Here is a 26,463-nt window from a genome sequence, read left to right on the forward strand (position 1 = left end):
TGAAGCCAGATGACCGGCCGCATCGCCCAATACGACGCATCCATGCGGGCCGACGGCATCCTCGAGGAGAACAGGTACGTCACCTCCACCGACGCCGGGGATCTGGGCCACGCATTGACGATGGCCCGCTGGGGCTCGGCGTCCGTTGCTGCAACTTGCGGCAGGAAGAGGCCGCTATCATCCTTGCGGACCAGAATGCAGCACGCTCACACCGCTCCTCGCAGGACCTTTCCGCGAGCTACATCGTCAGGCGCTGCCTGCACTTCGACGACGAGCAGTTCGACGGCTGGTACGCAGAGATGCTCGACGCCCGCCGAATTCTCATGTTGGAGCCGGGCAGCCCTCGGATCAACATCCCGTTCCGACAGAGCAACCGGAGGAAGTGAACGGGCGGAACCCTTCGGCTGGACCTCACTTCCGAGACGCCGCTCAGCCGCCGCGACCCACCTTCCGGCCCCCCTGCGGCGCGATGGCGAACGTGCACCACACCTGCTTCTCGTCGAAACCCGTGCGATGCCAGCCCCACCGGCGTGACAACGCGGCGACCAGGCGCAGACCGCGCCCGTGCTCGCTGAGCGGGTCGCCGTCGGCCGCCAACTCAGGCGTACGGTCAGGACGATGGTCGACGACCAGCACGCGCAGCATGGGCGGCACGAACTGCCGGGACCCGCCGAGGATCAGCTCAAGACCTGCGAGCCCTCCCCCATGGCGTACGGCATTGGCGCACAACTCCCCGACCGCCAGCTCGACGGCATCGGCCAACTCGGGGAGCCTCCACTTCTGTTGGACCCAGACCCGGGTGCGGTGCCGGGCTTCGGCGACCGGGCGGAGTGGATCTAGTACGGAGGTGTCCCAGCCGACTCGGGTGGGCGTCGCGTCGAAAGGGGCGGGTGTGGGTGGGGCCGGTGCGTCCATGGTTCACCTCGGGAGGGAAGTCAGCGAGTGGCCTGCATCACACGCTAGCGGAGCTACTAAAACGCGTGCTACCCGCTTCACTAAAACGAGTAATCTCCCCGATTCCGGTGGACGCCTCACCGTCTCGATCGGCAAACTGTGCGCGCGAGCGAGGAGTTGAGCCATGGCACCGCGTCCCACACCCACCATCCGCCAGCGCCGTTTCGGTGCCGAACTCCGCCGCATGCGCGACGCCATCGGGATGTCGGCGCCGATAGCCGCTGAGCGACTCGGCGCGGATCGCACGATGATCTCCAACATCGAGTCAGGCCGATTCGGGATCAGCGAGGAGCGGCTTCGCCGTCTGGCGACCATCTACGAGTGCGCCGACCCCGAACTGATCGACGCCCTGGCTGAAATGACCGGGGGCCGCCCCAAGGGCTGGTGGGACGAGTATCGAGGAAAGATTCCGCCCGACTTCCTGGACGTGGCCGAGCTCGAACACCACTCCACCGGCCTCCGCACACTGCAGACCGCGCACATCCCCGGTGTCTTCCAGACGGAAGATCATGCACGGGCCCTCTTCGACCTTTTCGTGCCGGCCCTGCCACGCCTGGAGCTGGAGTTGAGAGTCGCCCACCGAATGGCTCGGCACAGCATCATCACTGGTGCACCAGGGGTGCCCTATGTCGCCTTGGTTCATGAAGCGGCGCTGCGGCTGCGGACAGGAGGCCGCACAACCGCCAAGGCCCAGCTGGCCCGCCTCCTCGACGAGAGCGAGCGGGCCAACGTACGACTCCTCGTCATCCCGTTCGCCGCTGAAGGCTTCCCCATGGCAGGGGACACGATGATGTACGTCAGCGCGAACAGCCCGCACCTGGACACGGTCGAGGTGGACTCTCCCATCGGCGCGGTCTTCTTCGACTCACCGACCCAACTGGCCAACTTCCGCCGTCGACTGGACTTGGTCGAACAGGTGGCGTTGAATCCGAACAAGTCGAGGGACCTCATCCTCGAGATCGCCGGAGAGTTGTAAGAGGGGATCCCCATGCCTGAGTTGAAGTGGGTCAAGTCCTCCCACTCAGAGGCGTCAGGCAACGCCTGCGTCGAGATAGCCGAGTTCGGGAACCTGATCGCCGTACGCGATTCGAAGGACCCCGAACTAGCGATGGCCACGGTGGGGCTTGCGGCGTGGGTGCAGTTCACTGGCGCACTAGCGAAGGGCCGGATGACCTAGAAGGTCTGGGCAGCCAGCGCCATGCCACCACGCACGGGGCGGGGTAGGCGCCTCCCGCGCGCGCCTACCCCGCCCCGTTGCGTGATACCGCCAGCCCTCACTGGAAGTAGCTGGCGCCCTTCAGGTCGCCGCCCCGGTAATCACCGCCGGCCTGGCCGACCTTCTGGGCAATGTCGACGAGAGCCCGGTGGATGGCGTCGACGTTGTCGTCCCACTCCTTCTGCTTGATGGTGTACGCCGTGTGAGCCTCTCCCTCCCAGCCCTCGGCCACCTTGGCGACTGCCCGCTTGATGTCCGCGAGATCGGCTTCCAACTGCTTGGCCTGGATGCTGAGTTCGGTCGTGATGGCGTCAAGGCCGCCGTATTTGACCGCGAGTTCGTCCAGGTGAACCTTTGCCATGCCTGCCCCGTCTCTCAGTAGTTGTAGGGAACGCGTTCCCCGAGGAGCGCAACGCTTCAGTAGCTGTTGATGGCCGAGTGCTTGCCGCCGTGCTGCACGTCGATACTGTCCATCGTCGACCGGACCTGATCCTCAAGCCCGTCCGTGAGCTTCTCGTTACCGCTGATACCTTCCAGGAAATCCACCAGGATGTTCCCGATCGCCACCATGCGCTCGTTGATCTCAGTCTGCTTCTTGTCGAACGCATGCGCTCCAATGCCCCGCCAGTTGGCCTCCATCATGTCGAGAGTGCCCTGGAGGCGCTTGACCTGCTTCTGGACCGAGTCGTACTTGCCCACGATCTCCTTCTTCAGAAGATCGACTTGCTCATTGTTCAACTTCTGGCCGTCAGCCACGGCTGGGCTCCCTTCTTGAACCTTTGTTGGTATGGGTCGGGTGATGCTGCGTCGCGGTCAGGCTCTGCGCCTTGCACGCATCGCCGCGAAGGCACCGCCAGCGATCACCGCGACTGCGGCAAGGCTGCCTAGCACCAGCCATGACTGGCTACTTTCGTCATCCGAGCTCTTCGCAGCTGCGGCGGACTTGTCGCCGGAACTGTCCTCCTTCGAGGGCTGTGGAGATGCGGCGGGCGCCGAGGTGGAAGGAGCAGTGCCGTCGTCGCCGGAACCAGCGACTGCCGTCTTCTTGTTAGTGATGGGGTCAACATCCGCTGGGCCGGGCTTCCCCTCGCCCTTCACGACATTGCGGGCGGGGCGGATCAGCCCGTAGCCCAGGTAGTCGCTGGGCTCATCCTTGGGCCAGTCGCGACCTGCGGTGTCGATGAGGACACGGAGGACCTGATTTGCCGTCCAGTTGGGGTGCTTGGACCAGATCAGGGCTGCGGAGGCGGAGGCGATGGCTGTGGCAGCGCTGGTGCCGCCTTCGCCGTTGCAGTACGAGCGGAATGTCTCGTCGCACCAATGAGGGAGGTTCCGACCTGGGGCCGCCAGATCCACGTACTCCCCAAACTCCGAATACTTAGCGACCTTGCCAGACTTGTCAGCGGCGGAGACCCCGGTGACAGACGGAAAAGCGGCGGGATACCCGATGAAGTTCTTCGTTTCACCATCGTTGCCCACGGCGGCGAACATCAACTTCCCTTTAGATGCCGCATACTTAACCGCTGCCTCTTCATCTGGGTAGATGAAGTCAGACCCGAAGGACATACTAATGATCCGGGCATCACTGTCGGCGGCGGCCCGAATTGCTTCGGCGCTCCGGCTTCCCTTCTTCACGAACTTGCCACCCAGACCGGTACGGAAGGAAACGACCTCGGCCCCGGGAGCCAAGCCCTTGATCCCCCCGCCTCGTCCGGATCCCACGATGAGTTCCGCCATCGTGGTTCCATGCCCGTCGTAGTCGTCTGTCGACCCACCAGGCATACCTGCCACGTCCTTGCCCGGAAGGACGCGGCCTTTGAGCGAAGGCGTCTCCGAGACGCCGGTGTCGACAACTGCGACCTTGATGCCCTCACCGGTGCTGACATCCCAAAGATCATCAGCGCCCATGGCCTCCAAGTGCCACAGCTTCGACTGGGTGTCGTCCGCCGTCGCACTCGGAGAAAGCCCTAGGGACACCAGCGCCAGCACACCCACTGCCGAGCCCACGGCGGTGATGCGTCGCCCTGCACCGCCCTGAAACGATGTAACCCGCCTGCCGCGTCGACTGGCTTCAGACCTCATGCCCTGCACGTCATTGCTCACGATCAGTCGATCACCGGCGGCACGTGCCGCCGGTTGCCTGGCAGATGTGTTTCCTCGTCCTCGACCAGATAGTCGCGCCGCCGCACGCCTTCGCCCTCGTCGTCATCCGGGCGTGGGGTGCCTGCGGGACCACGCACCAGCCCAGAACCGCCGGCCGTGAATCCGTTCCTACGGCCGACGGTAGTAGACGTGCGTCCTTTGGGAGTACCGATCACGCCATCGGAACTACTGCTGAACCTGCGAGAGCTCTGACCGCTTCCAGCTGGGCCTTGAGGCGCGGCGCCAACAACTCCGCGTTGGGCTCCGGCTCCATTAGTTGGCCTTGAACTACCGGAGCCCTCCGAACCGATGACCGGGCCGCGCGGCAGCCTGGAACCCGACGCCCCCTGCGCGGGGCCAGACGCAGGCCGCCCACCGACGACGCCGTTGGCGCGCTCCGCACCAGTACCTGGGAGGCCAGGACGCGGGCCCGGCACAGCAGGACGTGGTGTGCCCCCAGTGACAGCACGTCCTGCTGGCGGCTGTCCGGTAGCCGTCGGACCACTGACGATTCTCCCTTGGCCCATCGGACCTGTGCGCCCGATCGGGTTCGAAGGACTAGGACCTGCTGTTGGTCGCGCTGGGCCTGTCGTGCTTGTTCGGCCATGGGCTGGTAGCGAGCTCTTCGGACCTGCTCCAGGAACTGGCGTGCGGGCAACAGGGCCAATAGGCGCAGGGCTACGGGGGCCAATTCCGACGGGAGGAACAGACTCTCCAGCACCGCCCGTTGGGCCTGGCGTCGGAGGTGACGAAGCTGGAGCCGGGCTTACGGTCTGCGGCGGCAGAGTGCCGACGCTGTCAATCTCCGTGCCGATAGGCCGATCCGGCGAAACGATCGAGTCCGGCGAGGCGATCGGGCCGGGTCCGCCGACACGGGGCGACGAGGATTCGACCGGACGTGGATCACCTCCCGTCGCTGTGTCGGTAGAGCGGTCAGGCGTGCCCTGAGCACCACCGGCCGCCATGGCGGAAGATGCCGTACCCCCCTCCCCGCCGCGGCCGAGACTCTCCTTCCCCTTCGGTACCCCCACGTCCGGCATAGCCGAAAACGCAGGCGGCTCCTGCCCAGCCATCGAGTGCTGTGACACCTGGTAGAACGACGACAACCGGTTCATCTGGTTGATCGCCTCTTGTCGATGGTTCTCCGCCTTGGCCGCGGCGTCGTACTCCGCATTGCCTTCGACCCTCTTGGGAGTGGGGATGTCCTCAACCATCTTCGGATCGGCACGCTGATCCCGAGGTGGCATGGAGCTACGGACAGAAGCCAGCCCCGCGCCGGCGGAGGCAATGTGAACACTGGCGGTGTCAGCGAAGTCGGAGAGCTGATGCGTGTCCTTGACGAGGTTCTTGCCCCACTTGCGGAACGCCTCCCCCGCCGCCCCTTCCCAGTCGACTCGATCGATGTGCTCGCCGAGTTCCTTGGCTGCCGCGGCAATCGCGTCACGCGCCTTCTTGAGCGCCTCCCCCGCGCTCTCCAGATCGGCGGGATTCGCTTGTTCGACCAGGTCGATCAAGTCGTTGAGGCGGTGTCCCTCGAAGCCCACTACGACCACCCCGCATCAGACTTGTCACTACCGTGGCCACCTCGCGCGTCAGGCTCGCCGGTCCGCTCACGCCCATCCGGCAGCTGCTCGCGACGGACGTCGGTCTGGATCGCCCAGAAGCGCTGCCTCAGGTCCTCGTCAAGGTTGTCGAAGCCGACGTCCGCGCCATGCACCGCGATGCCCATGGCGTCGATCTGGTTGCCCAGCATCTTGGAGAGCGAGGTCAGTCGCTCGTGAACCTGGTCGTACTGTGAGTACAAGCCATCGGCCGCGGGAAACGCGCTCCCCCCACCACTGAAGGAACCCCGGGTGAGCTTGTAGCCCCCGACCTCACTCGAACCACCCGCCGAACCCTCGAACTCCGTGAGCAGAGTGTTGACGCGTCGACGAAAGGTCTTCAGCGCCTCCAGCCCGCGCTTCAGGTCGGCGTCCGATGACGGCGCCGTACCTCCGCGCCCGTCTGCAGCAAGCACGATGCCTTCCCTCCCCGTTACCGGCCTGCCCTGATCGTTCACGATCGCGGCGGCTCGGTGGTCACTTATCGCGCCCGCGTCACTTTAGCCACACTCAGCGTCACATCCAACTGAACTTTGCATTAGGGCAGTTGCAAATCAGCCAGAGGTTCGAAGTTCAATGGGTATCAAAATGGGTGACAAGCCGTAAACCGGTACGGAGGCACGCCACAACAGGCCAACAGATTCGAGGGTCAAGTGCGCAACACCGCGTGCGAGCAAGGGCGTTGTTAGGTTGAGCCGGAACGGTGTCATCCGTCGGAGGTGGCCGAGCTCACGGGGGAAGGATGCGCCCATGGCGTGGGACGAGTGGGAACAACTCAAGACCGAGGCCGCTGAACGGCGTTCCACGCAGATGCAGCTGAACAAGGCCGATCCGGGTGACGGCGGCCGGGGCCTGGGCGTGACCGGCGAGGCAGGAGTCCTCAAGGTCTCGCAGAAGGATCTGGCCGCAGTTGGCAGCAAAGCTCACGATCTGTACGACCGACTTTGGCGAGAAGCACGCATTGCCGTACCCACCAGCGACACGGCCGCCAGCGAGCTGAAGTCTCAAGGGTTCGCTCTCGGTGGTGCGCTCCAGCACGTCTCGAACCGCTGGGAGGAGCAGTTGAAGTCGCTCCTAGACGCGTGCGCGCACATCTCGAACCACATGCGCTTCACGAAGAAGACGCACCAGAGCGACGAGGACACCATTTATCGCGCTATGAGTAGCATCTCAACGCTTGATAAGGCCTTCGATGAGAGAGAGCGTCCATGAACCTCGAAGAGCTGCGCCATGCAAACTTCGCAGCGCTGGCAGAGGCCATCACGGATTGGTCCTCAGTCATCAAGAACCTCACCGAGATGGAAAAGGTCGCTAGGATCGGCTTGAAGCAAGGGGCCAACCGCGCCAATTGGGCCGGTGTCAACGCCACTGTCTCCCGAGACTTCATCGCCAAAACAGCGGGCGAGTTCAGCGATGCTGTCACCCAGGCCACCACAATTCATGACATTCTCCATGACACTCACGGCGAACTCATCAAGTATAGGGACGAACTCAATCAAGCCATCGACCGCGGCCTCAAAAAGGGCATCTCGGTCTACGGCGTGAGCGGCGGCGGATTCAAGGTCTTTGTGAGCGTGCACCCCGAGCCTCCCGAGAGCAAGAATGCGGTCGAGCCGCTCCGGGACGAGCTTCAACGCATCCTGAACCAAGCGTCTGAAAGCGATAGGACAGCCGCTGAAGTTCTCCGCGCAATCGCCGACCAGGCTAAGTACGGGTTCTCCGACGCCAAGTATGGGGACCGTGACTCTGCTGCCACTGCGGTTGAGGACGCCAAAAAATGGGCGAAGGCCGCCAAGCATCCAGAAGACATGTCGGACAAGGAACTCGCCGCTTTCAACCGCGACCTAAAGAAGTATCGCAATGACGACCTCTTCGCCGAGCGCTTCGCAACGGATCTGGGCGGAAAGCAGACACTGCAGTTTTGGACTGACATCACCGCGACGCACCAGGGGAATCGCGATGACATGGATCAACTCAAAGAATTGCAGAAGAACTTCAGCACGACGCTAGCTACGGCGACCCAATCCGACTCGTTGGACATGCAAAAATGGGAACGGGACGTAGTCAGAGAAGGAAACACGAACTTTAGGAGCAACGCATCTGGGGCACCTGTCGGCGTGCAGGGATTCCAAGTAATGAGCAGTCTGATGAGACACGGAAATTACGAGAAGGGTTTTCTTTACGATTACGGAAAGGACCTTCTCGAACGCGATAGATCTCACGCTTCAGGGGCAATGGGAACCAGAGAGATCTGGGGGGATAGTCCAAACATTGACCTTGTGTTCGGGAAGGGCAACGGCAGTGATCCCATGAACGGCTTCATGGACGCCCTGTCACGCAATCCCGACGCCGCAGAAGATGTATTCGATAAGAAATCAGACCTCAATCACCTTATTGAGAGCACTCAGAACACAGATCGCGGTAAACACGTCGGACATGCCCTTGAAGCGGCAGTCACAGGCATTCCTTATGGGGATTCTGCACCACGCTCACCAATCCCCCATAGCGCAAACCAGGTCGAGATCGTAAAGAATATGATGCATGTTGTTGCAGATCCAGAACATGATTATGATCTCGTCAAAAAGGGAATTGGCGAGAGCTTTGGCCATGTCGCCGCCGCCTATATGCCCGAGATCAACCGCACCATCGCGGGCCCTGGGCACGATCAAATCTTCCCTACTCATAGCCAAGCACCAGACGACCTAGATCAAACAGACACTACCCGTTTCCTCTACGCGCTAGGGAAGGACGACGACGCCACTGCCGCAGCGGTATACGGACGCGGGATCTACACAAACAGCACTATCGAGGCTCATATCGCCGGTCTGGGCAGCTACACCGGAGAGCCGGAAACGGCAATCACGCGAGTCGCAGAGAACGCCGGCCTGATTGACGGGATCTTGAATCGTTCTCGAGGCGACGACGATATTGAGGTCGGTCTAGAAGGCGATAAGCAGACCAACGATGCACTGAAACGCCAAGGAGAGTTCGCTAAGACTTTCGTGCAGACCGGGATCGCGGTTGGCGCAGTGACTCTGGAAGGCGCTGGAGGGATCGCGCGGGAAGCAGCCATCGGTGCAGGCGGGGCATTTCTCGCGGGAGCGGCCGCCGTCGGGATTGATCGAATCATCGACAGTCGAGAAATTGACAATGAGGACCAGATCATGTACCAAGCCGGAAAGGAGCTCAATGTCGCAAAAGAAGATACGAGCCGATCGGTTCTCTCGGCCACCGACTACTCCCTAGAGGAACATGAATCCCACCTCAAAAAGGACGAAGTGAGTTCGCTGGTAGGAACAGCAGTGTCAACTGGATGGGATCTAAGCGATACCCGCTTGGAAGATGTCACAGCACGCCCTAGCACCTAGAGGCGCGAGGTGAAGGGACCAGGTGAAGGGGTAACTGTGAAAGCACATAGCAGCAGAATCATCATAGCGTTGACGGCAGTCGCAATCCTTGGCGGAGGATTTATCGGCTACAAAGAAATCTTCCTGAGTGGAATCGAAGAACTGCCTAACCGCCCCTGCAAGCAGGGCGTCCAGCGGTCCACGGCATCCAACGTGCTACCAGCAGCACGTAATGTCGAGGAGAGCTCTCGGCAGACCCTCTTGCGCGAGGGTGACTTCCTTTTCCACTGTGCAATCATGATCAGCGGAGAATCGTCCCTCTCCGTTAACGTCAGATCGGCAGATGTGAAACTAGCGAAGTGGAAGGATTTTTACCGCGCGAGCCTCAAGGGAAAAGAGGTCGACCTCTCCGGGGAGCCGGCAACCGTGTCTTGGCCTCGCGAGACGGTCATCTACATGCGTTGCACGCCGCCAGGACGCAAGGCCAGCAGTGCTCTGGAGACATACGCACTGAACGTAGATGCAAAGATCGTGGGGGAAGCCCGGATTAGCGGTACCGAGCTACGTCAACAGCTGACCGAATTCGCACTCCAAGCTGCAGAGCATTCCCACAAGGCGGCGAAATGCCAAGAGGCAATCAGCTTTCCGGATACGCCACCACGAGTTGACGCCTCGCGTTGAGCGATGGTGGCACTGAATGAGGAACCACAGGGTTCCTTCAGCCGCCTTCCCCACGGCCACGACCGCGGCCCCGCGCACGCCCATCCCGCACAGCCACCCCCGCCCCACCCAGCACCGCCACCACAACCCCCGCCCCCACAGCCACATACGTAGCGATCCGAGCCGTCCGCTCATCCGCCGTCTCACCGAGGTGGAGCTCCGCGGGAGTTGGGGCCTTCGCGCGGGTGACGCCCTCGCGGGCGTGAGGGGTCTCGATCGGGTGGTCGTCCTCTGTCAGGGCGCGGACCGGGTCCACCACTCCCCAGCCGACCAGGCGATCGTGGCCCGCTACCGAGCGTTCTGCTGTTTGTTTGATCTGGGCGGTGATCTGGCGGGACGTCCAGCCGCGGTGCTTGGACTTGATCAGGGCCGCCACCCCCGCGACGTACGGGGCCGAGAAGCTTGTGCCGTTGTCCGAGCAGTGACCGCCCAGGGGCACTGTGGAGATCATGTCTACGCCAGGGGCTGCCACGCCCACCCACTTGCCTGACTGGGAGAACGGGGCGCGTTCGTTGTTGCGGTCCGATGCTGCTACCGCAAGGACGCCGTCGTACGAAGCGGGATAGGTCGGTTTGACATTGCCGCCCACGCCGTCGTTGCCGGCGGACGCCACGATCACCTTTTGGCGCCTGAGTGCCCTGTCCACTGCCTCCTTCAGGATCGGGGTCGGCTTTACCGCATTGGCCGTGTCCTGGGAGATGTTGATGACGTCCGCCTCGGCCTCGACCGCGTAGTTGATCGCTGCCGCGAGAGTCTCCGCGGTGCCGTGGCCCTCCGCGTCGTTCTGCTGGATCGGGATCAGCGTCGCGTCGGGGGCCAGGCCCACGAAGCCGGTGCCCTTGGCCGGGCGGGCCGCGATGATGCCCGCCACGCGCGTGCCGTGGCCGACGGTGTCCGTCGTGCCGTTCTCCTTGCCACGCTTGATCTTGTCGCCGTTTTCGTCCTTGAGGTTCTTGGGGAGGAGGTTGCGGCCTCGCGACACGTCCACCGCGCTCTTGAGTTGTGGGTTCTTGACGTCCACGCCTGTGTCGATCACCGCCACCCGTACGCCCTTCCCTGTGGACTGGCGCCACAACTCGTCCAGGAGGACGCGCTGCAGGGACCAGGGGCGGCCCTCGTACTTCTTGTCCCCGAACGTGCACTGGTCTCCGGCGGCCGCGGTCGCGGTGGGTGCGGCGGCGAGCAGCGTTGTTGTCGCGATCACCGTCAGCGTCGCCGCCGTGGCCGCTGTGGCGTGGGACCAGCGCTGTGTATACGTCATTGTCAGCCCCCCGCCGTCTAGGAGCCCTGCGGCTGGCGTGCCGCCGAAGTCGAGAGGCGCGGGCCTGTCGGCAGGAACTTCGACCAAGGGGCCGGCACCGAAGTCACGTCCGTGTCCGCGTAGCCCAGGCGGGTCTGGGCCTGTTGCGCCTCCTGCTGTTGCTGCTTGCGCTGCTTGGCCGACGTGCCGATGCCCGCGTCGTCCGTCGCGCTGTCGCTGTTGGACTGCATCGCGTAGCGCAGGCCTGTGTCCGTGGCCAAGAAGATGCCGCCCGTCTTGGTCTGCGACCCGGTGAACTGCCGGTAGAGCAGGCCCGATCCGGCCGTGACGTACGCGCTGGACGAGCCGGTGGGCAGTGTGGCGGGGAAGTCCGTTCCCGCCCATGTGCTGAGTGTGGTGTGGCCGTTGTCGCCGTCCACCTTGCGCAGGACGTTGCAGATGGTGTCGCGGCTCCTTGCGTCTCCAGAGGCTTCGTTGGCGTGCGATGGCCTCTCGGTCGGCCACTTGCGCTGCGCGTCGAACTCCCTGGGGTCAGGGGTGAAGGCGCCCGTGCTCAGGTTGCGGGCTCGGCCGTCCTGGCCCACCTTGACCAGGTCGGGGTTGGCGAGGATTAGTTTCGCGGTGAAGTCGGAGACCGGGGCAATCCGCCCGGGCTCGACTACGTAGTGCTGCTTCCCGGCCCCGTCCGATGCCTGGAGGACCATGCCGACCCGGTTCGCCTGCCGGTCCTGGAGGCTCGCCACGTTGGCGTCGGCTCCGGGGACTCCCTCCACCTTCGGGAAGGTGATCGGGTCTCCGTAGTGCAGCGTTTCGAGCCACTCCTTGGAGACCCGCTGCGGTTCGCGGCCGAGGCCCACGATGGTGCGCAGCAGGACGTTGAGCTGGTTCTTCTCCGCGATTCGGTACGCGGTTCCCCGCGCATCGACGACGTAGCGGGTCTTGTCAGGGCCGACTACGTACAACAGCTCGCCGCCGCGCAGCCGTTCGCTGCCCTCGGTCTTGTTCTGGTCACGCTCCGCCAGGATGAACGCGGCCTTCTGGATGGCCCTGCCGCCCTCGCCCGGGCGCTCGCACACCGCCCAGCGCTTGACAGCACCGGCCTCGGACTCGGAGGGCAGGCGGTCGGGAGCGTACGGAATGCCGATGGTGGCGCCGTGCGGGATCTTGCCCTCGTCGAGTACGGACTCGTCGACGTTGATGACGTCGCCCTTGTCGGCATCGAGGAGGAGCTTCGCCGAGGCCATGTTGAGTACCGGGTGGAGCTGAGTCTTGCCGTTCGTCTCCAGGACGACGTACCGGGTCGTGGACTTGCTCGCGATGATCACGTGCTCCTTCGGCTTGTCCCAGCCGGGCTTGGCCGCCGGTTTGAACATGCCCCACGCGCCGAAGACGGCCAGGACGATCACTCCGACGATGAGGCCGGGGACTACGCCACGCAGCGGGCGTGGTGCGCCTTCCTCCGAACCCGAAGGCGACGGTTGGATGAAGGACGCGAGTGTGCGGCGCTTCGCGAAGGTGTAGGCGTTGAGTTCGTCCCGCCGTGATGCCATGAGTGTCTGCTTCTCCCCCGTGCAGCGCCGGGGGCACGCCACCCCCACCCTCCGTTGTCAGACCCGGCCCCTACTATGCCTGTTGAGTAATCACGCGTGTGAGGTGGGTAAGGTTCCCGGGCACTCCTGGGGTGCATGTTCCGTGACCACCAGGGCGATTCGGGAGACTTACGGGGGGTTGGACTGATGGCTTCCGCAGCGCGGACCGGAGCTCGGGGACCGTCAGGGTCCGGGACTCAGGGGCAGGCAGCGCCCGTTGGGGTCGGCGCGTCGCCGCGCCCAGGGACTGTCACCTTCCATCTCCGGGCGCGTTCTGCGCAGTTCGGATCGTTTCGCTTGCAACGACTTGTATTGATCGAGGTCGCCGCAGCCCTCTTGCTGGCCGCATGGGTGGTGGATCCGCTGGCCCTCGTGCCAGCCGCTGTCGTCGCCGCTGTGCTGGTGCTGCTCGCTGTCGTACGTCGTCGTGGCCGCGCATGGCACGAATGGCTGGGCACGGCACGGGCGTTGCGGGCACGCAAGCGCCGGGCGGCGAATGCTCCAATACCGCCGGGTACGGAGCCTGCGTTCGCCCCGGCCGTCGAGTGCGACCCGGCCTTGCGCACGTACGCCTACGGAGACCGGGACCGGCGGCAGGTCGGGATGGTGGGAGACGGGACGTTCGTGACCGCCGTGCTCCAAGTCGAGTCGGACGCCACCGCGTTGCGGGCCGAGCGCGGGAGGCAGCCACTTCCGGTGGGGCTCGTATGGGACGTCCTGGAGGTGGACGGGATCCGGCTCGAGTCGGCGCAGATAGTGCAGCACACCCAGCCGGCGCCCGCGTTGCATCTCCCTCAGCAGTCCGTAGCCGTCAGCAACTATGCGCCCCTTCAAGCCCAGACCGGAGCACCCGCCGTACGGATTACATGGGTTGCCCTGAAACTGGATCCTGAGCTCTGCCCCGAGGCTGTGGCGGCGCGTGGAGGCGGGTTCGTGGGGGCTCAGAAGTGCGTGGTGCGGGCCATGGACCAGCTGGCAAGTCGGCTCACGGGGGCCGGTTTCCGGGCTACAGCGTTGACCGAGGAGCAGTTGGCTGCCGCCATCGCCACTTCGGCCGGCGCCAATCCGCTGGTCACAGCGGAGGCCGGGCGGACCGAGCTGCCGGAGCGCAGGACAGAGGAGTCCGCACGCGCGTGGCGCTGCGACAACCGCCGTCACACCACCTACTGGATCCGGCGCTGGCCGCAGTTGGGGAACGCGGGCAGTCCGTCGCTGCCGCAGCTCGTCGCGCTGCTCACCGCCGTCCCGACGCTGGCCACGACGTTCAGCCTCACCCTGCGCCACGGCGAGCGACAGGAAGTGTCGCTGTGCGGGCATGTGCGGGTGACCGGGCGCAGTGATGCCGAACTCGAAACCGCTCGGCGGGCGTTGGAGCAGGGGGCCCGGCAGGTCGGTACCGGACTCGTCCGTCTCGATCGCGAGCAGCTGCCCGGGATGCTTGCCACTCTGCCGCTCGGGGGGACCCGCTGATGACCGTCACGAATCCGACCACGCCGGCCGTTCCGTCCGCTCCCGGCGATGCGTTTCGCACGGCACTGCGCAGTGGGTTCGGGCTGCTCGGACCACACCACCGTCGCCACGCGCTCTCCGCCGAGCAAGTGGACGCACTGGCGTTGCCCATCGGTGACGACGGCGTCGTGATCGGCGTGGACGCACAGGGTCAACCCTCCGTTCTCGGCGTCAACCGGCCTACGCCGTACGACGTGCTGCTGATCGGAGGGCTGTGGACGGCGCAGGTCATCGCGTTGCGGGCGGCCGCGACGGGGGCCCGGGTAGCCGTTGAGACCGGACGGGCGGCGGCTTGGGCCCAGCTCGTGGAAGCCCTCGGCGTCGGACCGAGCGGAATGTCGGTGCATGACGTGGGGCGGGTGCCCCCGCAAGGTGCATCGGCGGGGAGCCCGGTCCTTGTAGTGCGGGATTGCGGGATGCGGCCGCCCCGGGGGCGGGTGGTCTCCGGGCCCTGGCAATCGGTCCTGACGCTGCTGCCCTACCTGAGTCCGGTCGCGCCTCGGCTGATACGACAGGCCCGGCTTGTCGGAGTGCAGCGGGTTTCACCGGATGAGGCGGCTCAGATCGGACGGTTCGTGGGGCTGCCGCGCGGCGATGTCGAGGCATTGCCGACGCTTGCCGATGGATTGACGTTGTGGTGTGCCGATCGTGACCGGCAGTACGTGATGACGCAGGCCACAGATGCCGAGACCGGATTGTTGGGTACGGCGCGGAGGATGGATTGAGCGAGGGGTCGGTGTCGGTTGACCAGGCGAATTAGCGGCTATTTGATGCTTGTTGGCTGATTTGTCCGTCACCGTTTTGGATACGGGGATCACTCCCGTGGGGAGCGTGACGGAAAGGACAGCATTCGTGAGGTGGGCTGCCCTGCCGTGCTGGTGCTTATGGTGATTAGGCTGGGACAGGGCGCGACTCAAGAACCCGCGAGCGGGTCGTTCGCGTCTCTCACGGGGAGAGCCAAGGCGGATCGGACGACAGGAACGGTCGCCCCCCACCACGGCACGAGGGTGCTCGACCACACCAGGAGGCATTGTGAACAGCGATCGGGACGAGATCCGCGGGGGCTGGGACTCACCCGTCGATGATCAGTCCGACGCGGAGTCCGCTGCCGAGACGACGGGCGAGTTCACCATCGACTACGCCCCGCCCGCCTGGTACACGCAGAATGCGTCCGGCAGCGCGGGGGAGACTCCGTCGGCGGCGCCTGCGGCTGATGCCGCGCCTGCTCCGGTTGTTCCTCCGGTTGCTGCTCCAGTTGCTCCTCCCGCCGCCCCTGAGCCGCCGACCGCTTCTGAGCCTCCGGCCTCTTCCGCTCCGGTTCCGCCTGTCGGGCCGCCTGTTGCTGTGCCGAAGCTGCCTGTGGGGAGCGGGTTCCAGCCGCAGCCCGCTGCACCTTCTTCTGATGGTGTTTCGCCCTCGGGGGGTGCCGCCGACTGGAGTGGCGCCGTTGCCGGTGTGGCCTCTTCCGTGCATGTGACTGGGGTCGTTCCTAAGCCTGAAGCTGAGACTGAGCCGGAACCTGTGGCCGAGGTCAAGGATGAGCCCGTTGCCGAGGACCTTGGTAGTGGCGATCTTGAGAGTGGCGCCACCATGCGGTTCTCCGCTGTCGCCCTGAAGCGGGAGATCGAGGAGCGGGCCGCCGCGGAGACGGAGGCGGAGGCGGATGAGGCTCCTGCGTCCGCTGACGTGACCTCCGAGGACGTTGAGGTGGCTGCCGAGGCGTCCGATGGTGGAGGCCTTGACGGCCAGGAGGGGGCTCCTGCGGAGGAGACCTCCGAGGGAGAGTCGTCCGAGGGACAGTCCTCTTCTGTCGTCGAGCCCGTTGCGGATCTCGGTGACCGTGGCGGCGATGAGGACGCTGTGTCTGACTCTGTGCCCTCCTCCCCCGACCTTGATGTTGACGGGGCAAGCGACGGTGGCGAATCCGACGCCCTGGTAGGTGTCGGGGGCCTCGATGACGCTGACGGGTCCGATGGCTCCGCCGAGATCAACGACGCCGTTCCGCAGGACGCCGTTCCGGAGGACTCCGCCCCGAAGGATGTCGTCCCTGTAGACGCCGTTCCGGAGGACTCCGCGCCTCAGGGCTCCGCTCCTCAAGACGCCGTGCCCGCCGCGCCTGTCGACGAGGTGCAGGACTCGGTGCCGCCCTCCTGGACTCCCCCGCCCGCGCCGCACGGTGGGCTTCCGCCGCTGCCGCCCGCCTTCCAGCCTGCCGCGCCTACCTCCGCGCCCCAGTGGCCGGTTCCCGTGCAGGCCGAGTCGCCTGCGGAACCGGCGCCCGCTCCCGCTCCCGAGCAGGTGCAGCCGCAGGTTCCGCAGCAGGCCGCGCCGGCTCCCGAGCCGGTGCAGCCGCAGGCTCCGCAGCCCGCGCCGCACGCTTGGCCCGCGCCCACCGGGCCCGTGGCTCCCGCGTCGGGCGCGCCCGCGCCTGCCGCCGATGCTCCCGTGCCTCCGAGCGGGTACGGGTTCCCGCAGGCCGGTGCGCCAGTTCCGGCGCCTGCTCCTGCTCCGGGTCCGGGTCCGGTTTCGCCGGCGCCTGCTCCTGCGCCCGCGCCTGCCACCGATGCGCCCGTGCCGCCTGCCGGGTACGGCTTCCCGCAGGCAGCGGCCCAGGCTCCGGCGCCTGCCCCGGCTCCCACGCCCGTCGCCCCTGCTCAGCAGAGCAGTTACGGGTTCCCGCAGCAGGGCGCTCCCGTTCCGCCGAGCGGCTACGGGTTCCCGCAGCAGGGTGCCCCCGCTCCCACCGCGAACCCCAACTCCCCTGCCCCGCAGGGTAGTTACGGGTTCCCGCAGCCCCCCGCGCCGCAGGCCCAGCAGCCGCTACCGCCCGCCGGCGCACAGCCGCAGCCCGCCGCCCCGGCCAACCCGAACCCCACCCCCAACCTGGCCGTACCGCAGGCGACGGCCCAGCCCCCGGCCCCCGTACAACCGCAGGCACAGCAGCCACTTCCGGCCCAGCAGCAGCCTCAGCCGCAGCAGCCGCAGGCCCCGCAGCCCGGTCAGCCGCAGCCGCCCATCGACCCCCGTACCGGTGCCGCCTGGCCGCAGGCCGTGCAGCACGATCAGCGGGAGCGCACCAACCCCGGCGCGCCCCTCGGGTACACGGCCGCCGTCGAGCTCTCCTCCGACCGGCTGCTGCGCAACACCAAGCCGAAGGCGAAGAGCAGCCGGCCCGCGTCCGGCGGTTCGCGGTTCAAGCTCGGCGGCAAGAAGGAAGAGGCCGAGCGGCAGCGGAAGTTGGAGCTCATCCGGACTCCGGTGCTGTCCTGCTACCGCATTGCCGTCATCAGCCTGAAGGGTGGCGTGGGTAAGACCACGACCACCACTGCCCTCGGTTCGACGCTCGCCACCGAGCGGCAGGACAAGATCCTTGCCATCGACGCCAACCCCGACGCCGGTACGCTCGGGCGCCGCGTCCGGCGCGAGACCGGGGCCACCATCCGTGACCTCGTCCAGGCGATCCCGTACCTCAACTCGTACATGGACATCCGGCGGTTCACCTCGCAGGCCGCGTCCGGGCTCGAGATCATCGCCAATGACGTCGACCCGGCCGTGTCCACCACCTTCAACGACGAGGACTACCGGCGCGCCATCGACGTACTGGGGAAGCAGTACCCGATCATCCTGACCGACTCGGGCACCGGGCTGCTCTACAGCGCCATGCGGGGTGTTCTCGACCTCGCCGACCAGCTCATCATCATCTCGACTCCGTCCGTGGACGGGGCCAGCAGCGCGTCCACGACGCTGGACTGGCTGTCGGCCCATGGGTACGCCGATCTGGTGTCGCGGTCCCTCACCGTCATCTCCGGAGTGCGCGAGACCGGAAAGATGATCAAGGTCGATGACATCGTGTCGCACTTCGAGACGCGGTGCCGGGGCGTTGTCGTCATTCCGTTCGACGAGCACCTCGCCGCCGGTGCGGAGGTCGATCTCGACATGATGCGGCCGAAGGTGCGGGAGGCGTACTTCAACCTCTCGGCGATGGTGGCCGAGGACTTCGTGCGGGCTCAGCAGCAGCAGGGGCTGTGGACTTCGGACGGGAATCCGCCGCCGACTGTGGCTCCGCCGATGCCGGGGCAGGGGCAGGGGCAGGGGGGCTACCCCGTGCCGGGGCAGCAGGGTTATGGGGGGCAAGCTCCTCAGCCGCAGCAGCCGTACGCTCCTCAGCAGCCTCAGCAACAGCAGCCGGTACAGCCTCAGCCGCCGGCACAGCAGCAGCCGTACCCGCAGCCGGGCGCCCCGCAGGGGTGGCAGAACGCGGCTCCGCCGCAGGGGCCGGGGCAGCCGTACCAGGCTCAGCCGCAACCGCAGCCCGGCCAGCCGCAGCCGGGGCAACTGCCCCCCGCACAGGCGCAGCAGCCGGTGCAGCCCGGTCAGCCGTACCAGCCCGGGGCCCCCTTCCAGCCGGGCCAGCCCCAGGCGCCGGACGCGCCGCAGCAGTAGCCTCACTTGACCCAACTGGGCCCGCACCGCTCCTCGGTGCGGGCCCTCCCCGTTTCCCAGCCGCCTCGTAAATCGCTCACCCGGCAGCAGGGCTGTGCCCACCCGTTCCGCCCTGCGGAACGCCTGCCCACAGCAGGGCGGCAGTCGGCATCAGGGCAGCTCGCCGGGGCGGGCGGGGGAGGCGGGGGAGGCGGGGCGGTCGATAGCGGGGCGATTGGCCTGGGCGGCCGAGCAAAGCGGAGGCAGCCGACAGCAGGGCAGCTCGCCGAGTGGGCAGGGGCGGTCCGTAGTGAGGCGGCTCTCCTGGGAGGGCGAGTCGGGGAGGGCGTTCCCACCTGCCCCTCCCCCCACCATCACCCCCCGACCAGCCACGCTTCACAGGTCTTGACCAATGCGGATGAAATCCGGGTCAACTCGTTATTTCCGCAGGCCACATGGGGTTCACCTGCCGTTGACTGACGCAGACTGGCGCTGGTAGACACACACATCAACCAGCTGACGTTCCTTGATCGACTCTCAACTAGCCATCCCTGTGCGAGCGATGACGCGAGGTCACCGACCCATGGACACACAAGATCAGCACGGCAGAGTACGGTCCCACACCCCGGCGAAGGCGCCACCACGGAGCACGAGCCGCACCCGCGGCACCCGCGGCACCCGCAGCCCCCGCAGGACCCGCGTCCTGCTGGCATCCGCAGCCGCCGCCTTCACCCTCACCGCAGGGCTTGCGACCCCCCTCAACCCGGCCCCGGACCAGGCCGAGGCCAAGGCGGACGGCAAGAAGACCCTGACCGTCGCCGTGGCGCAGAGCGTCGACTCGCTCAGCCCCTTCCTCGCCCAGCGGCTGCTCAGCACCAGCATCCACCGCCTCACGTACGAGTACCTGACGAACTACGACGCGAAGACCAACAAGGCGATCGACGGCTTCGCCACCGACTGGAAGCCCTCCGCCGACAAGCTGACCTGGACGTACACCATCCGGGACGACTCCAAGTGGTCGGACGGCAAGAAGGCGACCGCCGAGGACGCCGCCTGGACGTTCAACAAGGTGATGTCCAAGGAGGGCACCGCCACCTCGAACTCCAACTTCGTCACCAACTTCAAGAAGGTGACCGCGCCCAGCCCCACCAAGCTGGTCATCGAGTTGAAGGAGCCACAGGCCACGATGGCCGCGCTCGATGTGCCGATCGTTCCCAAGCACATCTGGGAGAAGGTCGACGACATCTCGAAGTTCAACAACGACAAGGACTTCCCCGTCGTCGGCAACGGCCCGTTCATCCTGACGGACTACAAGGTCGACCAGTACGTGAAGCTCAAGGCCAACAAGGACTTCTGGCGCGGCGCGCCCAAGTTCGACGAGCTGGTCTTCAAGACGTACAAGGACCAGGACGCGGCCGTCTCCGCCCTCAGGAAGGGCGAGGTGTCGTTCGTCGCCGGACAGCCCGCGCTCACTCCCGCGCAGGCCGCCTCCCTGAGGAAGGAAGACAACGTCAAGGTCAACGAGGGGCCCGGACGTCGCTTCTTCGCCATCGCCACCAATCCGGGTGCCAAGACCCTGGACGGCAAGAAGTTCGGTGACGGCCATCCGGCTCTCCTCGACCAGAGGGTCCGTCAGGCGCTGTTCCTCTCCGTCGACCGCAAGGCGATCGTCGACAAGGTGTTCCAGGGGCAGGCCGTCGAGGGCGCGGGCTACATTCCGCCGCGTTTCTCCGACTACGCCTGGAAGCCATCGGCCGACCAGGAACTGGCGTACGACCCGAAGAAGGCGGCGCAGCTCCTCGACGACGCGGGCTACAAGAAGAACGGCGACGGCAAGCGCGTCGGCAAGGACGGCAAGCCGCTCGACCTCCGCATCCTGTGCCATGCCACGGACCCGAACGACAAGGCCGTGGGCAAGTATCTGAAGGAGTGGTGGGGGGATCTCGGCATCGGGCTCAAGGTCAACTGCCTCGACGATGTCTCCGTGCCCTGGTACGCGGGTGAGTACGACCTCGCCTTCGACGGCTGGTCCGTCAACCCCGACCCGGACTTCGTGCTCGGCATCCACACCTGTGCAGCGCTGCCGGAGAAGGCCAAGGAGAGCGCCGCCACCGACAACTTCATCTGCAACAAGAAGTACGACGACCTCTACGCGAAGCAGCTGGCCGATTACGACCCGGCCAAGCGCGCCGAGACCGTCAAGGAAATGCAGTCCTGGCTCTACGACTCCGGGTACATGAACGTTCTCGCGTACCCGAACGCCGTCGAGGCCTACCGCACGGACCAGATCAAGTCCATCACCACCATGCCGACGGCCGCGGGCAACATCTACGGCCAGGACGGATATTGGAGCTGGTGGTCCGCCGTCCCCGCGGATGGGAAGAGTTCCTCCAAGGATGGAAGCTCGACCGGTGTCATCATCGGTATCGCCGCCGCCGCGGTGGTGCTCGTCGGCGGTGGAGTCCTGTTCGCCCTGCGCCGCCGTTCGACCGCAGAGGACCGCGAGTAACGCATGACCGCTGACAGCAATCCCGCACTGCTCGACACCGAAGGCATCAAGGGCACCGCGGCGACCGACGACCCGGCACTGGCCGGGCCGTCGGCCCGCGGGCCCCGGGCCCGCAACACCCGCGCCTATCTCCAGTACGTGGCGGGCAAGCTGGGCGGCGCCGCCGTCTCGCTGTTCGCCGTCCTCGTCACCAGCTTCTTCCTGTTCCGTCTCATCCCGGGCGACCCGGTGAAGCAGATGACGGGCGGAAAGCGCGTGTCGGCCGAGCAACTGGCCGCGATGCGCAAGGAGTTCGGCCTCGACCAGCCGGTCATGACGCAGTTCTTCGACTACTGCGGCAACGCGCTGACAGGCGACTTCGGCACCTCGTACCAGTTCCACGCCCCGGTGATCGACAAGATCACCGACGCGCTGCCCGCGACGCTTCTGCTCACCGGCACCGCGTTCGTCCTCTACACCCTCATCGGCGTCTGGCTGGGCACCCGCACGGCCTGGCGCAACGGCGGGCTCGGGGACCGCGTGCACACCGGCCTCGCACTCACCCTCTACTCCGTGCCGTCCTTCTGGCTCGGGCTTCTCCTCATCATCACCTTCTCGGTGGGGGTCGGCCCGATTCCCGGGCTCTTCCCGACCGGCGGGCTCGAATCGGGTGGCGAGACGGGCATCGCGTACGTCATCGATGTCGCGCACCACATGGTGCTTCCCGTCGTCACGCTCGTCGCCGTCGGATACGCGCAGACGCTCCTCGTCATGCGCTCCTCGCTGCTCGACGAGATGGGCAGCGACTATCTGACGACCGCCCGCGCCAAGGGCCTGCGGGACGATCTCGTACGCCGCCGGCACGCCGTCCCGAACGCGATGCTGCCCACCGTCACGCTGATGTTCGTGAACCTCGGCACGGTGGTGGCGGGCGCGATCCTCGTCGAGACCGTCTTCTCCTGGCCGGGGCTCGGCGGGCTCTTCTACGCCGCGCTGAGCGTGCCCGATCTGCCCCTCGTACAAGGCCTGTTCTTCGTCTTCTCCGCCGCGGTGATCCTGATGAACACGCTGGCCGATGTGATCTATCCGCTGCTCGATCCCCGGGTGGGCCGATGACGACCGAATCCGCACCGACCGCCCCGGTGAAGAGCGCGCGCGCCCTCGCCCGGACCCGCAGGCGGCACTCGGCCGCCCGCTTCTGGCGGGAGTACCGCACACACCGGGCCGGGCTCTTCGGCCTGGCCGCGCTGGTCCTGATCGCCCTCATGGCCGTCTTCGCGCCGCTCCTCGTCGGCTCGGACGCGCAGAGCGTGACCGCCGCGCCGGGCAAGCCGATGGAGTCGCCGAGCGGGGAATTCCCCCTGGGCACCGACCAGTTCGGGCGCGACCTCCTCGGGCTCCTGGTGTGGGGAGCGCGGATGTCGCTGACCGTCGGGCTGCTCGCCGCCTTCCTCTCGGTGACCATCGGCACCCTCGTCGGGATCACCGCCGGGCACTTCAAGGGCTGGTACTCCACCGTCATCATGCGCGTCACGGACTGGTTCCTGGTGATGCCGACGCTGGTGCTCGCCATCGCGCTCGCCGCGGTGCTGTCCGGCTCGATCTGGACGATCATCCTGGCAATCGGCGTGACGACCTGGCCGACGACGGCGCGTCTGGTCCGCGCCCAGACCCTTGCCGTGGAATCGCGCCCCTACATCGAGCGCGCCCAGGCGCTGGGCGGCGGCCACGGCCACATCATGACCCGGCACGTCCTGCCCAACGTCATGCCGCTGGTCCTCGCGCAGACCACCCTCGTCATCTCCAGCGCCATCCTCACCGAGGCCACGCTCGCCTTCCTCGGTCTCGGCGACCCCACGGGCGTCTCCTGGGGCGGCCTGCTCCAGGACGCGCGCGAGGCGGGCGCGGTCAGCGCGGGCGACTGGTGGTATCTCGCCCCGCCCGGCCTGGCCATTGCCGTCGTGGCGCTCGCGTTCACGCTGTGCGGGCGCGCCGTGGAGTCCGTGCTCAACCCCAGGCTGGGGGTCTCCCGTTGAGTAGCTTGAGCAAGGTGACCGAACAGCGGGCCACGGCCCTCCTCGACGTAAGAAATCTCGAAGTGACGTACGCGTCCGGGGCCGCCGCCGTGCGCGGTGTGAACCTCACGGTCGATGCGGGCCAGAAGCTCGGCGTCGCGGGCGAGTCCGGATGCGGCAAGTCCACGCTCGCGCTCGCCCTGCTGCGGCTGCTGCCGGCGGGGACGAAGGTGACCGGCGAGGTGCTGGTCGACGGCGAGGACGTCCTCACCATGAAGTGGGGCCGGGTCCGCGCGGTCCGCTGGGCGGGCGCGTCGGTCGTCTTCCAGGGCGCGATGCACTCCCTCAACGCCGTGCACCGCATCGGCGACCAGATCGCCGAGCCGATCCTGCTGCACAAGAAGGCGACCCCGGCCGGCGCGAAGAAGAAGGCCGGGGAGCTGCTCGAACATGTGGGTCTGCCTGCCGCGCGCGCGGACGCGTATCCGCATGAGCTGTCGGGCGGCCAGCGGCAGCGCGTGATGATCGCGATGGCGCTCGCCTGCGATCCACGGCTGATCATCGCCGACGAGCCGACGACGGCCCTCGATGTGATGATCCAGGCTCAGATCCTGCGTCTGATCGAGCAGTTGGTGGCCGAGCAGGACCTCGGCCTGATCATGATCAGCCATGACCTCGCGGTGCTCTCCGACACCTGCGACCGGCTCGCGGTGATGTACGCGGGCCGCGTCGTCGAGGAGGGCCCCGCCTCCGAGGTCTACGAGAACGCGCAGCATCCGTACGGAAAGGCCCTCTCGGCGGCCTTCCCGCGCATCGGCGACACGGCGTCGCGCTTCGCGCCGCGCGGCCTGCCCGGCGACCCGCCCGACCCGTCCCTGCTCCCCACGGGCTGCACGTTCCATCCGCGCTGCGCCGTCGCCCTGGACTCCTGCACCACGGAGGACCAGGTGCTGCGGGACGCGGGCCCCCGGCACCGGGCGGCGTGCGTGCACGCGGGTTCCCAGCTCCCGGCGCAGCCGACATCGGCACCGGCGACGGCGGAGCGTACGCCGTGAGCACGAACAGACCACGCACCGAGGAGCGGCCACGCATGACCACCGATGACCCCCTCCTTTCGGCGGGCGACCTGCACATCACGTTCCCCGGCCGCCGTGGCGCGCCGCCCGCGCGCGCGGTGGACGGCGTCGACCTCGACATCAAGCCCGCCGAGATCGTCGCTCTGGTCGGCGAGTCGGGCTGCGGCAAGACGACGCTGGCCCGCTCGCTGCTCGGTCTGGTGGCGCCGACCTCCGGCAATGTGACGTTCGGCGGCAAGCCGCTGGACTACTCGGGCCGCGCGCTCAAGGCGTACCGCAAGCGCGTCCAGCTGGTGCTCCAGGATCCCAGCGGCTCCCTCAACCCCCGCCACACCGTGTACGAGGCGGTCGCCGAGGGACTGCGCATTCACGGGTACGGAGGTGACGAGCAGGCGGCGGTCGCCGACGCGCTCTCGCGGGCCGGACTGCGCCCGCCGGAGCGATTCTTCCTGCGCTACCCGCACGAGCTGTCGGGTGGCCAGCGCCAGCGCGTCGTCATCGCGGGCGCGCTGGTCCTTGAGCCCGAACTGATCGTCGCGGACGAGCCGGTGGCCTCGCTCGACGCCTCCGTACGCGGCGAGATCCTCGCCCTGCTGCTCCGCCTGCGCGACGAACTCGGGCTCTCCGCACTGGTGGTGACGCACGACCTGGGCCTCGCCTGGAACATCGCGGACCGCGTGGCGGTGATGTACCTGGGCCGGATCGTCGAGACGGGCACAGTGGAGGAGGTCCTGACCTCGCCCCAACATCCGTACACCCAGGCCCTGTTGTCGGTGCTACCGGAGGCCCCCGGCGATCCGGTGGTCCTCACGGGCGAGCCGCCGGACCCGTCCCGCATCCCGGGCGGCTGCCGGTTCCACGCCCGCTGCCAGGTGCTTGCCTCTGGCGAGGCGCAGCGGGCGGGTGTCGCGGACCGCTGCCGGAGCGAGGACCTGCCGGTGCTGTCCGGCGCCGGCGAGACGCAGGTGGCGTGCCATTGGGCGACGGCCGACGTCAGCGCGTCCGGCGTCTGACGGCGTCCAACCGGGGTTGCGTGCCGTTCCGGGCGGGGCGGAGCGACGTCCTGAGGCGGCGGATCGTTACCTCTTTCACGTACGGGTGATGCGGGGCCTATCGGGCGTGAGCGCTGGGGAGCCACAGAGTGCTCCGATCCAATGACGGACCGTGAGCAACTCCAACTCCACCGAAGTGAAGGAGATTTCCATGCGCCGTTCCGCCGCCGTCATCCTCGGGGCCGTCGCACTGATGGGGGCTCTCGCCGCGCCCGCCAGTGCCGTCCCGGACCCCGTCGGGACCGTCACCTGCGTGGCGCAGGCCGCCGGTGACGTCACCTCGCTCGTCGACCCGGCCAGCCCCGGCGTCCCCTCCGAGGTGCCGGGCACGGCGTGCCTCGCCCCGTGACCTGAACACCCCCGCATCGTGACCTACTTGCGCGGCCGCCCGGGACCCGCGCAAGTACGGTACGGCCACGAGCGGTTCACCCCGTCAGTCCCACCTGTATCCGTCCCCGAAGTTGAGGGTGTGCTCCAGCACGTCCTCCAACGGGTCATCGATCTGGCCGGTGTTGATCAGCGCGACCCTGGGCGCGTTGTGCGAGTTCGCGTGCGTCTCATCGGCGTGCGCCGCGCCGGAGCACAGGGCGGATGGCACCGCCGCCATCGCCGCGACCAGCGCCCAACGGGACGTCGTCTGCACCCAACTGCCGTTCACTGCAGCCTCCTTGGACCGTGCACGTACGGGCCGCCGGTCGCGGCCCGCTCGCCGTGCGTAACCCCGTGCACGACCAAGAAGTCACTGACGATCATACGAACGGGTCGTCGGACGCCGGGGAAACCGGGCGCCAGGGAAACCGGAAGAATACGGAAGAAAGCAGAGATCTCATGCGTCATCGCCGCGTCCTGACCTTCACGCTGCTCGCAGCCCTCACCCTGTCCGTCACCGCGATCACCGCTCCGGCTGCGATGGCCTCGGCGGCACAGCGCACGGCGAACCCCGCCCCGCCGCTGCCGCCCGTCGAGTCGCTGATCACCGAAGGAGTCACCGTCGAAGGCCCGCTGGTCAACAGCGTCGCCCTGCCGCACGTCCTGTAGACGCGGAGGACCGGGGGGCGGGAGCCCCGCTTC

25 protein-coding genes are annotated in these 26,463 nt (G+C 66.9%); 16 read left to right on the forward strand and 9 right to left on the reverse strand.

Annotated elements, in window-relative coordinates; translation table 11 throughout:
* Positions 1-155 precede the first annotated feature (155 nt).
* Positions 156-386: a hypothetical protein gene (locus tag AB0O76_RS35820; RefSeq protein WP_365500357.1), complete on the forward strand. Its 231-nt coding sequence runs from the start codon at positions 156-158 to the stop codon at positions 384-386.
* Positions 387-429: 43 nt separating this feature from the next.
* Here AB0O76_RS35820 and AB0O76_RS35825 read toward each other — a convergent pair whose 3' ends face one another.
* Positions 430-915: an ATP-binding protein gene (locus AB0O76_RS35825; protein ID WP_365500360.1), complete on the reverse strand. Its 486-nt coding sequence runs from the start codon at positions 913-915 to the stop codon at positions 430-432.
* A gap of 163 nt (positions 916-1,078) precedes the next feature.
* Between AB0O76_RS35825 and AB0O76_RS35830 the strand changes: the two genes are divergently transcribed.
* Together AB0O76_RS35830 and AB0O76_RS35835 are read left to right on the forward strand one after the other, a co-directional pair.
* Positions 1,079-1,930 (forward strand): helix-turn-helix transcriptional regulator, encoded by an 852-nt coding sequence (locus AB0O76_RS35830; protein WP_365500363.1) that lies wholly within the window; start codon positions 1,079-1,081, stop codon positions 1,928-1,930.
* Between the two features lie 12 nt (positions 1,931-1,942).
* The gene (locus AB0O76_RS35835; RefSeq protein ID WP_365500366.1) at positions 1,943-2,131 is read left to right on the forward strand and encodes a DUF397 domain-containing protein; all 189 of its coding nucleotides are present in this window, start codon (positions 1,943-1,945) and stop codon (positions 2,129-2,131) included.
* 97 nt (positions 2,132-2,228) lie between these two features.
* Here the strand turns inward: AB0O76_RS35835 and AB0O76_RS35840 are convergent, their stop codons facing one another.
* From AB0O76_RS35840 to AB0O76_RS35860, 5 genes are all read right to left on the reverse strand, one after another.
* Positions 2,229-2,531, reverse strand: coding sequence for a WXG100 family type VII secretion target (locus tag AB0O76_RS35840; protein WP_365500369.1), 303 nt, complete (start codon positions 2,529-2,531; stop codon positions 2,229-2,231).
* A gap of 56 nt (positions 2,532-2,587) precedes the next feature.
* Complete coding sequence (locus AB0O76_RS35845; RefSeq protein WP_365500372.1) at positions 2,588-2,926, reverse strand: WXG100 family type VII secretion target; 339 nt, start codon at positions 2,924-2,926, stop codon at positions 2,588-2,590.
* 57 nt (positions 2,927-2,983) lie between these two features.
* Positions 2,984-4,273 carry a S8 family serine peptidase gene (locus AB0O76_RS35850; RefSeq protein WP_365500375.1) on the reverse strand — a complete coding sequence of 430 codons (1,290 nt, stop codon included), beginning with the start codon at positions 4,271-4,273 and terminating at the stop codon, positions 2,984-2,986.
* A gap of 2 nt (positions 4,274-4,275) precedes the next feature.
* Positions 4,276-4,410 (reverse strand): hypothetical protein, encoded by a 135-nt coding sequence (locus AB0O76_RS35855; protein WP_365500378.1) that lies wholly within the window; start codon positions 4,408-4,410, stop codon positions 4,276-4,278.
* A 1,445-nt stretch (positions 4,411-5,855) separates the two neighbouring features.
* A complete protein-coding gene (locus tag AB0O76_RS35860) occupies positions 5,856-6,329 on the reverse strand; it encodes a hypothetical protein (RefSeq protein ID WP_365500381.1) in 474 nt (157 codons plus the stop codon).
* Positions 6,330-6,663: 334 nt separating this feature from the next.
* Here AB0O76_RS35860 and AB0O76_RS35865 point away from each other — a divergent pair, with 334 nt between their 5' ends.
* The 3 genes from AB0O76_RS35865 (at position 6,664) to AB0O76_RS35875 (ending at position 9,941) form a co-directional block, all read left to right on the forward strand.
* Positions 6,664-7,125 carry a hypothetical protein gene (locus AB0O76_RS35865; protein WP_365500384.1) on the forward strand — a complete coding sequence of 154 codons (462 nt, stop codon included), beginning with the start codon at positions 6,664-6,666 and terminating at the stop codon, positions 7,123-7,125.
* Positions 7,122-9,281 (forward strand): hypothetical protein, encoded by a 2,160-nt coding sequence (locus tag AB0O76_RS35870; protein ID WP_365500387.1) that lies wholly within the window; start codon positions 7,122-7,124, stop codon positions 9,279-9,281. The genes AB0O76_RS35865 and AB0O76_RS35870 overlap by 4 nt, the downstream gene beginning before the upstream one ends.
* Before the next feature lie 69 nt (positions 9,282-9,350).
* Positions 9,351-9,941, forward strand: coding sequence for a hypothetical protein (locus tag AB0O76_RS35875; RefSeq protein WP_365500390.1), 591 nt, complete (start codon positions 9,351-9,353; stop codon positions 9,939-9,941).
* 37 nt (positions 9,942-9,978) lie between these two features.
* Here the strand turns inward: AB0O76_RS35875 and mycP are convergent, their stop codons facing one another.
* Positions 9,979-11,241 carry a type VII secretion-associated serine protease mycosin gene (mycP, locus tag AB0O76_RS35880; RefSeq protein WP_365500393.1) on the reverse strand — a complete coding sequence of 421 codons (1,263 nt, stop codon included), beginning with the start codon at positions 11,239-11,241 and terminating at the stop codon, positions 9,979-9,981.
* Positions 11,242-11,258: 17 nt separating this feature from the next.
* Positions 11,259-12,791, reverse strand: coding sequence for a type VII secretion protein EccB (gene eccB / locus AB0O76_RS35885; RefSeq protein ID WP_365500396.1), 1,533 nt, complete (start codon positions 12,789-12,791; stop codon positions 11,259-11,261).
* A gap of 186 nt (positions 12,792-12,977) precedes the next feature.
* Here eccB and eccE point away from each other — a divergent pair, with 186 nt between their 5' ends.
* From eccE to AB0O76_RS35930, 9 genes are all read left to right on the forward strand, one after another.
* A complete protein-coding gene (gene eccE / locus AB0O76_RS35890) occupies positions 12,978-14,300 on the forward strand; it encodes a type VII secretion protein EccE (RefSeq protein ID WP_365500399.1) in 1,323 nt (440 codons plus the stop codon).
* Positions 14,300-15,064 (forward strand): hypothetical protein, encoded by a 765-nt coding sequence (locus AB0O76_RS35895; RefSeq protein WP_365500402.1) that lies wholly within the window; start codon positions 14,300-14,302, stop codon positions 15,062-15,064. Before eccE ends, AB0O76_RS35895 begins: the two co-directional genes overlap by 1 nt.
* Before the next feature lie 307 nt (positions 15,065-15,371).
* Positions 15,372-18,782, forward strand: coding sequence for an SCO5717 family growth-regulating ATPase (locus tag AB0O76_RS35900; protein ID WP_365500405.1), 3,411 nt, complete (start codon positions 15,372-15,374; stop codon positions 18,780-18,782).
* A 562-nt stretch (positions 18,783-19,344) separates the two neighbouring features.
* Complete coding sequence (locus AB0O76_RS35905; RefSeq protein ID WP_365500408.1) at positions 19,345-21,270, forward strand: ABC transporter substrate-binding protein; 1,926 nt, start codon at positions 19,345-19,347, stop codon at positions 21,268-21,270.
* A gap of 3 nt (positions 21,271-21,273) precedes the next feature.
* Complete coding sequence (locus AB0O76_RS35910; RefSeq protein WP_365500413.1) at positions 21,274-22,365, forward strand: ABC transporter permease; 1,092 nt, start codon at positions 21,274-21,276, stop codon at positions 22,363-22,365.
* On the forward strand, positions 22,362-23,285 hold the full coding sequence (locus AB0O76_RS35915) for an ABC transporter permease (RefSeq protein ID WP_365500416.1): 924 nt from the start codon (positions 22,362-22,364) through the stop codon (positions 23,283-23,285). The genes AB0O76_RS35910 and AB0O76_RS35915 overlap by 4 nt, the downstream gene beginning before the upstream one ends.
* 14 nt (positions 23,286-23,299) lie before the next feature.
* A complete protein-coding gene (locus AB0O76_RS35920) occupies positions 23,300-24,319 on the forward strand; it encodes an ABC transporter ATP-binding protein (RefSeq protein WP_365500419.1) in 1,020 nt (339 codons plus the stop codon).
* Between the two features lie 35 nt (positions 24,320-24,354).
* Positions 24,355-25,353, forward strand: a complete 999-nt coding sequence (locus AB0O76_RS35925) for an ABC transporter ATP-binding protein (RefSeq protein WP_365500422.1) — start codon at positions 24,355-24,357, stop codon at positions 25,351-25,353.
* Positions 25,354-25,543: 190 nt separating this feature from the next.
* A complete protein-coding gene (locus AB0O76_RS35930) occupies positions 25,544-25,741 on the forward strand; it encodes a hypothetical protein (protein ID WP_365500425.1) in 198 nt (65 codons plus the stop codon).
* An 84-nt stretch (positions 25,742-25,825) separates the two neighbouring features.
* Here the strand turns inward: AB0O76_RS35930 and AB0O76_RS35935 are convergent, their stop codons facing one another.
* Positions 25,826-26,050, reverse strand: a complete 225-nt coding sequence (locus AB0O76_RS35935; protein ID WP_365500585.1) for a hypothetical protein — start codon at positions 26,048-26,050, stop codon at positions 25,826-25,828.
* Between the two features lie 170 nt (positions 26,051-26,220).
* On the opposite strand from AB0O76_RS35935, the gene AB0O76_RS35940 reads away from it, so the two are divergent.
* The gene (locus AB0O76_RS35940) at positions 26,221-26,430 is read left to right on the forward strand and encodes a hypothetical protein (protein WP_365500428.1); all 210 of its coding nucleotides are present in this window, start codon (positions 26,221-26,223) and stop codon (positions 26,428-26,430) included.
* Positions 26,431-26,463: the final 33 nt, after the last annotated feature.

It is taken from the genome of Streptomyces sp. NPDC086554 (assembly GCF_040686095.1).
In the GTDB taxonomy this organism is placed as follows: domain Bacteria; phylum Actinomycetota; class Actinomycetes; order Streptomycetales; family Streptomycetaceae; genus Streptomyces.

Excerpts from the sequence above, each read along its gene's own strand:
- AB0O76_RS35925 (WP_365500422.1), top strand. The coding sequence starts at position 24,355 with ATGACCACCGATGACCCCCTCCTTTCGGCGGGCGACCTGCACATCACG.
- AB0O76_RS35895 (WP_365500402.1), top strand. The coding sequence starts at position 14,300 with ATGACCGTCACGAATCCGACCACGCCGGCCGTTCCGTCCGCTCCCGGC.
- AB0O76_RS35915 (WP_365500416.1), top strand. The coding sequence starts at position 22,362 with ATGACGACCGAATCCGCACCGACCGCCCCGGTGAAGAGCGCGCGCGCC.
- AB0O76_RS35840 (WP_365500369.1), bottom strand. The coding sequence starts at position 2,531 with ATGGCAAAGGTTCACCTGGACGAACTCGCGGTCAAATACGGCGGCCTT.
- AB0O76_RS35835 (WP_365500366.1), top strand. The coding sequence starts at position 1,943 with ATGCCTGAGTTGAAGTGGGTCAAGTCCTCCCACTCAGAGGCGTCAGGC.
- AB0O76_RS35940 (WP_365500428.1), top strand. The coding sequence starts at position 26,221 with ATGCGTCATCGCCGCGTCCTGACCTTCACGCTGCTCGCAGCCCTCACC.
- eccB (WP_365500396.1), bottom strand. The coding sequence starts at position 12,791 with ATGGCATCACGGCGGGACGAACTCAACGCCTACACCTTCGCGAAGCGC.
- AB0O76_RS35865 (WP_365500384.1), top strand. The coding sequence starts at position 6,664 with ATGGCGTGGGACGAGTGGGAACAACTCAAGACCGAGGCCGCTGAACGG.
- AB0O76_RS35870 (WP_365500387.1), top strand. The coding sequence starts at position 7,122 with ATGAACCTCGAAGAGCTGCGCCATGCAAACTTCGCAGCGCTGGCAGAG.
- mycP (WP_365500393.1), bottom strand. The coding sequence starts at position 11,241 with ATGACGTATACACAGCGCTGGTCCCACGCCACAGCGGCCACGGCGGCG.
- AB0O76_RS35910 (WP_365500413.1), top strand. The coding sequence starts at position 21,274 with ATGACCGCTGACAGCAATCCCGCACTGCTCGACACCGAAGGCATCAAG.
- AB0O76_RS35825 (WP_365500360.1), bottom strand. The coding sequence starts at position 915 with ATGGACGCACCGGCCCCACCCACACCCGCCCCTTTCGACGCGACGCCC.
- AB0O76_RS35930 (WP_365500425.1), top strand. The coding sequence starts at position 25,544 with ATGCGCCGTTCCGCCGCCGTCATCCTCGGGGCCGTCGCACTGATGGGG.
- AB0O76_RS35830 (WP_365500363.1), top strand. The coding sequence starts at position 1,079 with ATGGCACCGCGTCCCACACCCACCATCCGCCAGCGCCGTTTCGGTGCC.
- AB0O76_RS35905 (WP_365500408.1), top strand. The coding sequence starts at position 19,345 with ATGGACACACAAGATCAGCACGGCAGAGTACGGTCCCACACCCCGGCG.
- eccE (WP_365500399.1), top strand. The coding sequence starts at position 12,978 with ATGGCTTCCGCAGCGCGGACCGGAGCTCGGGGACCGTCAGGGTCCGGG.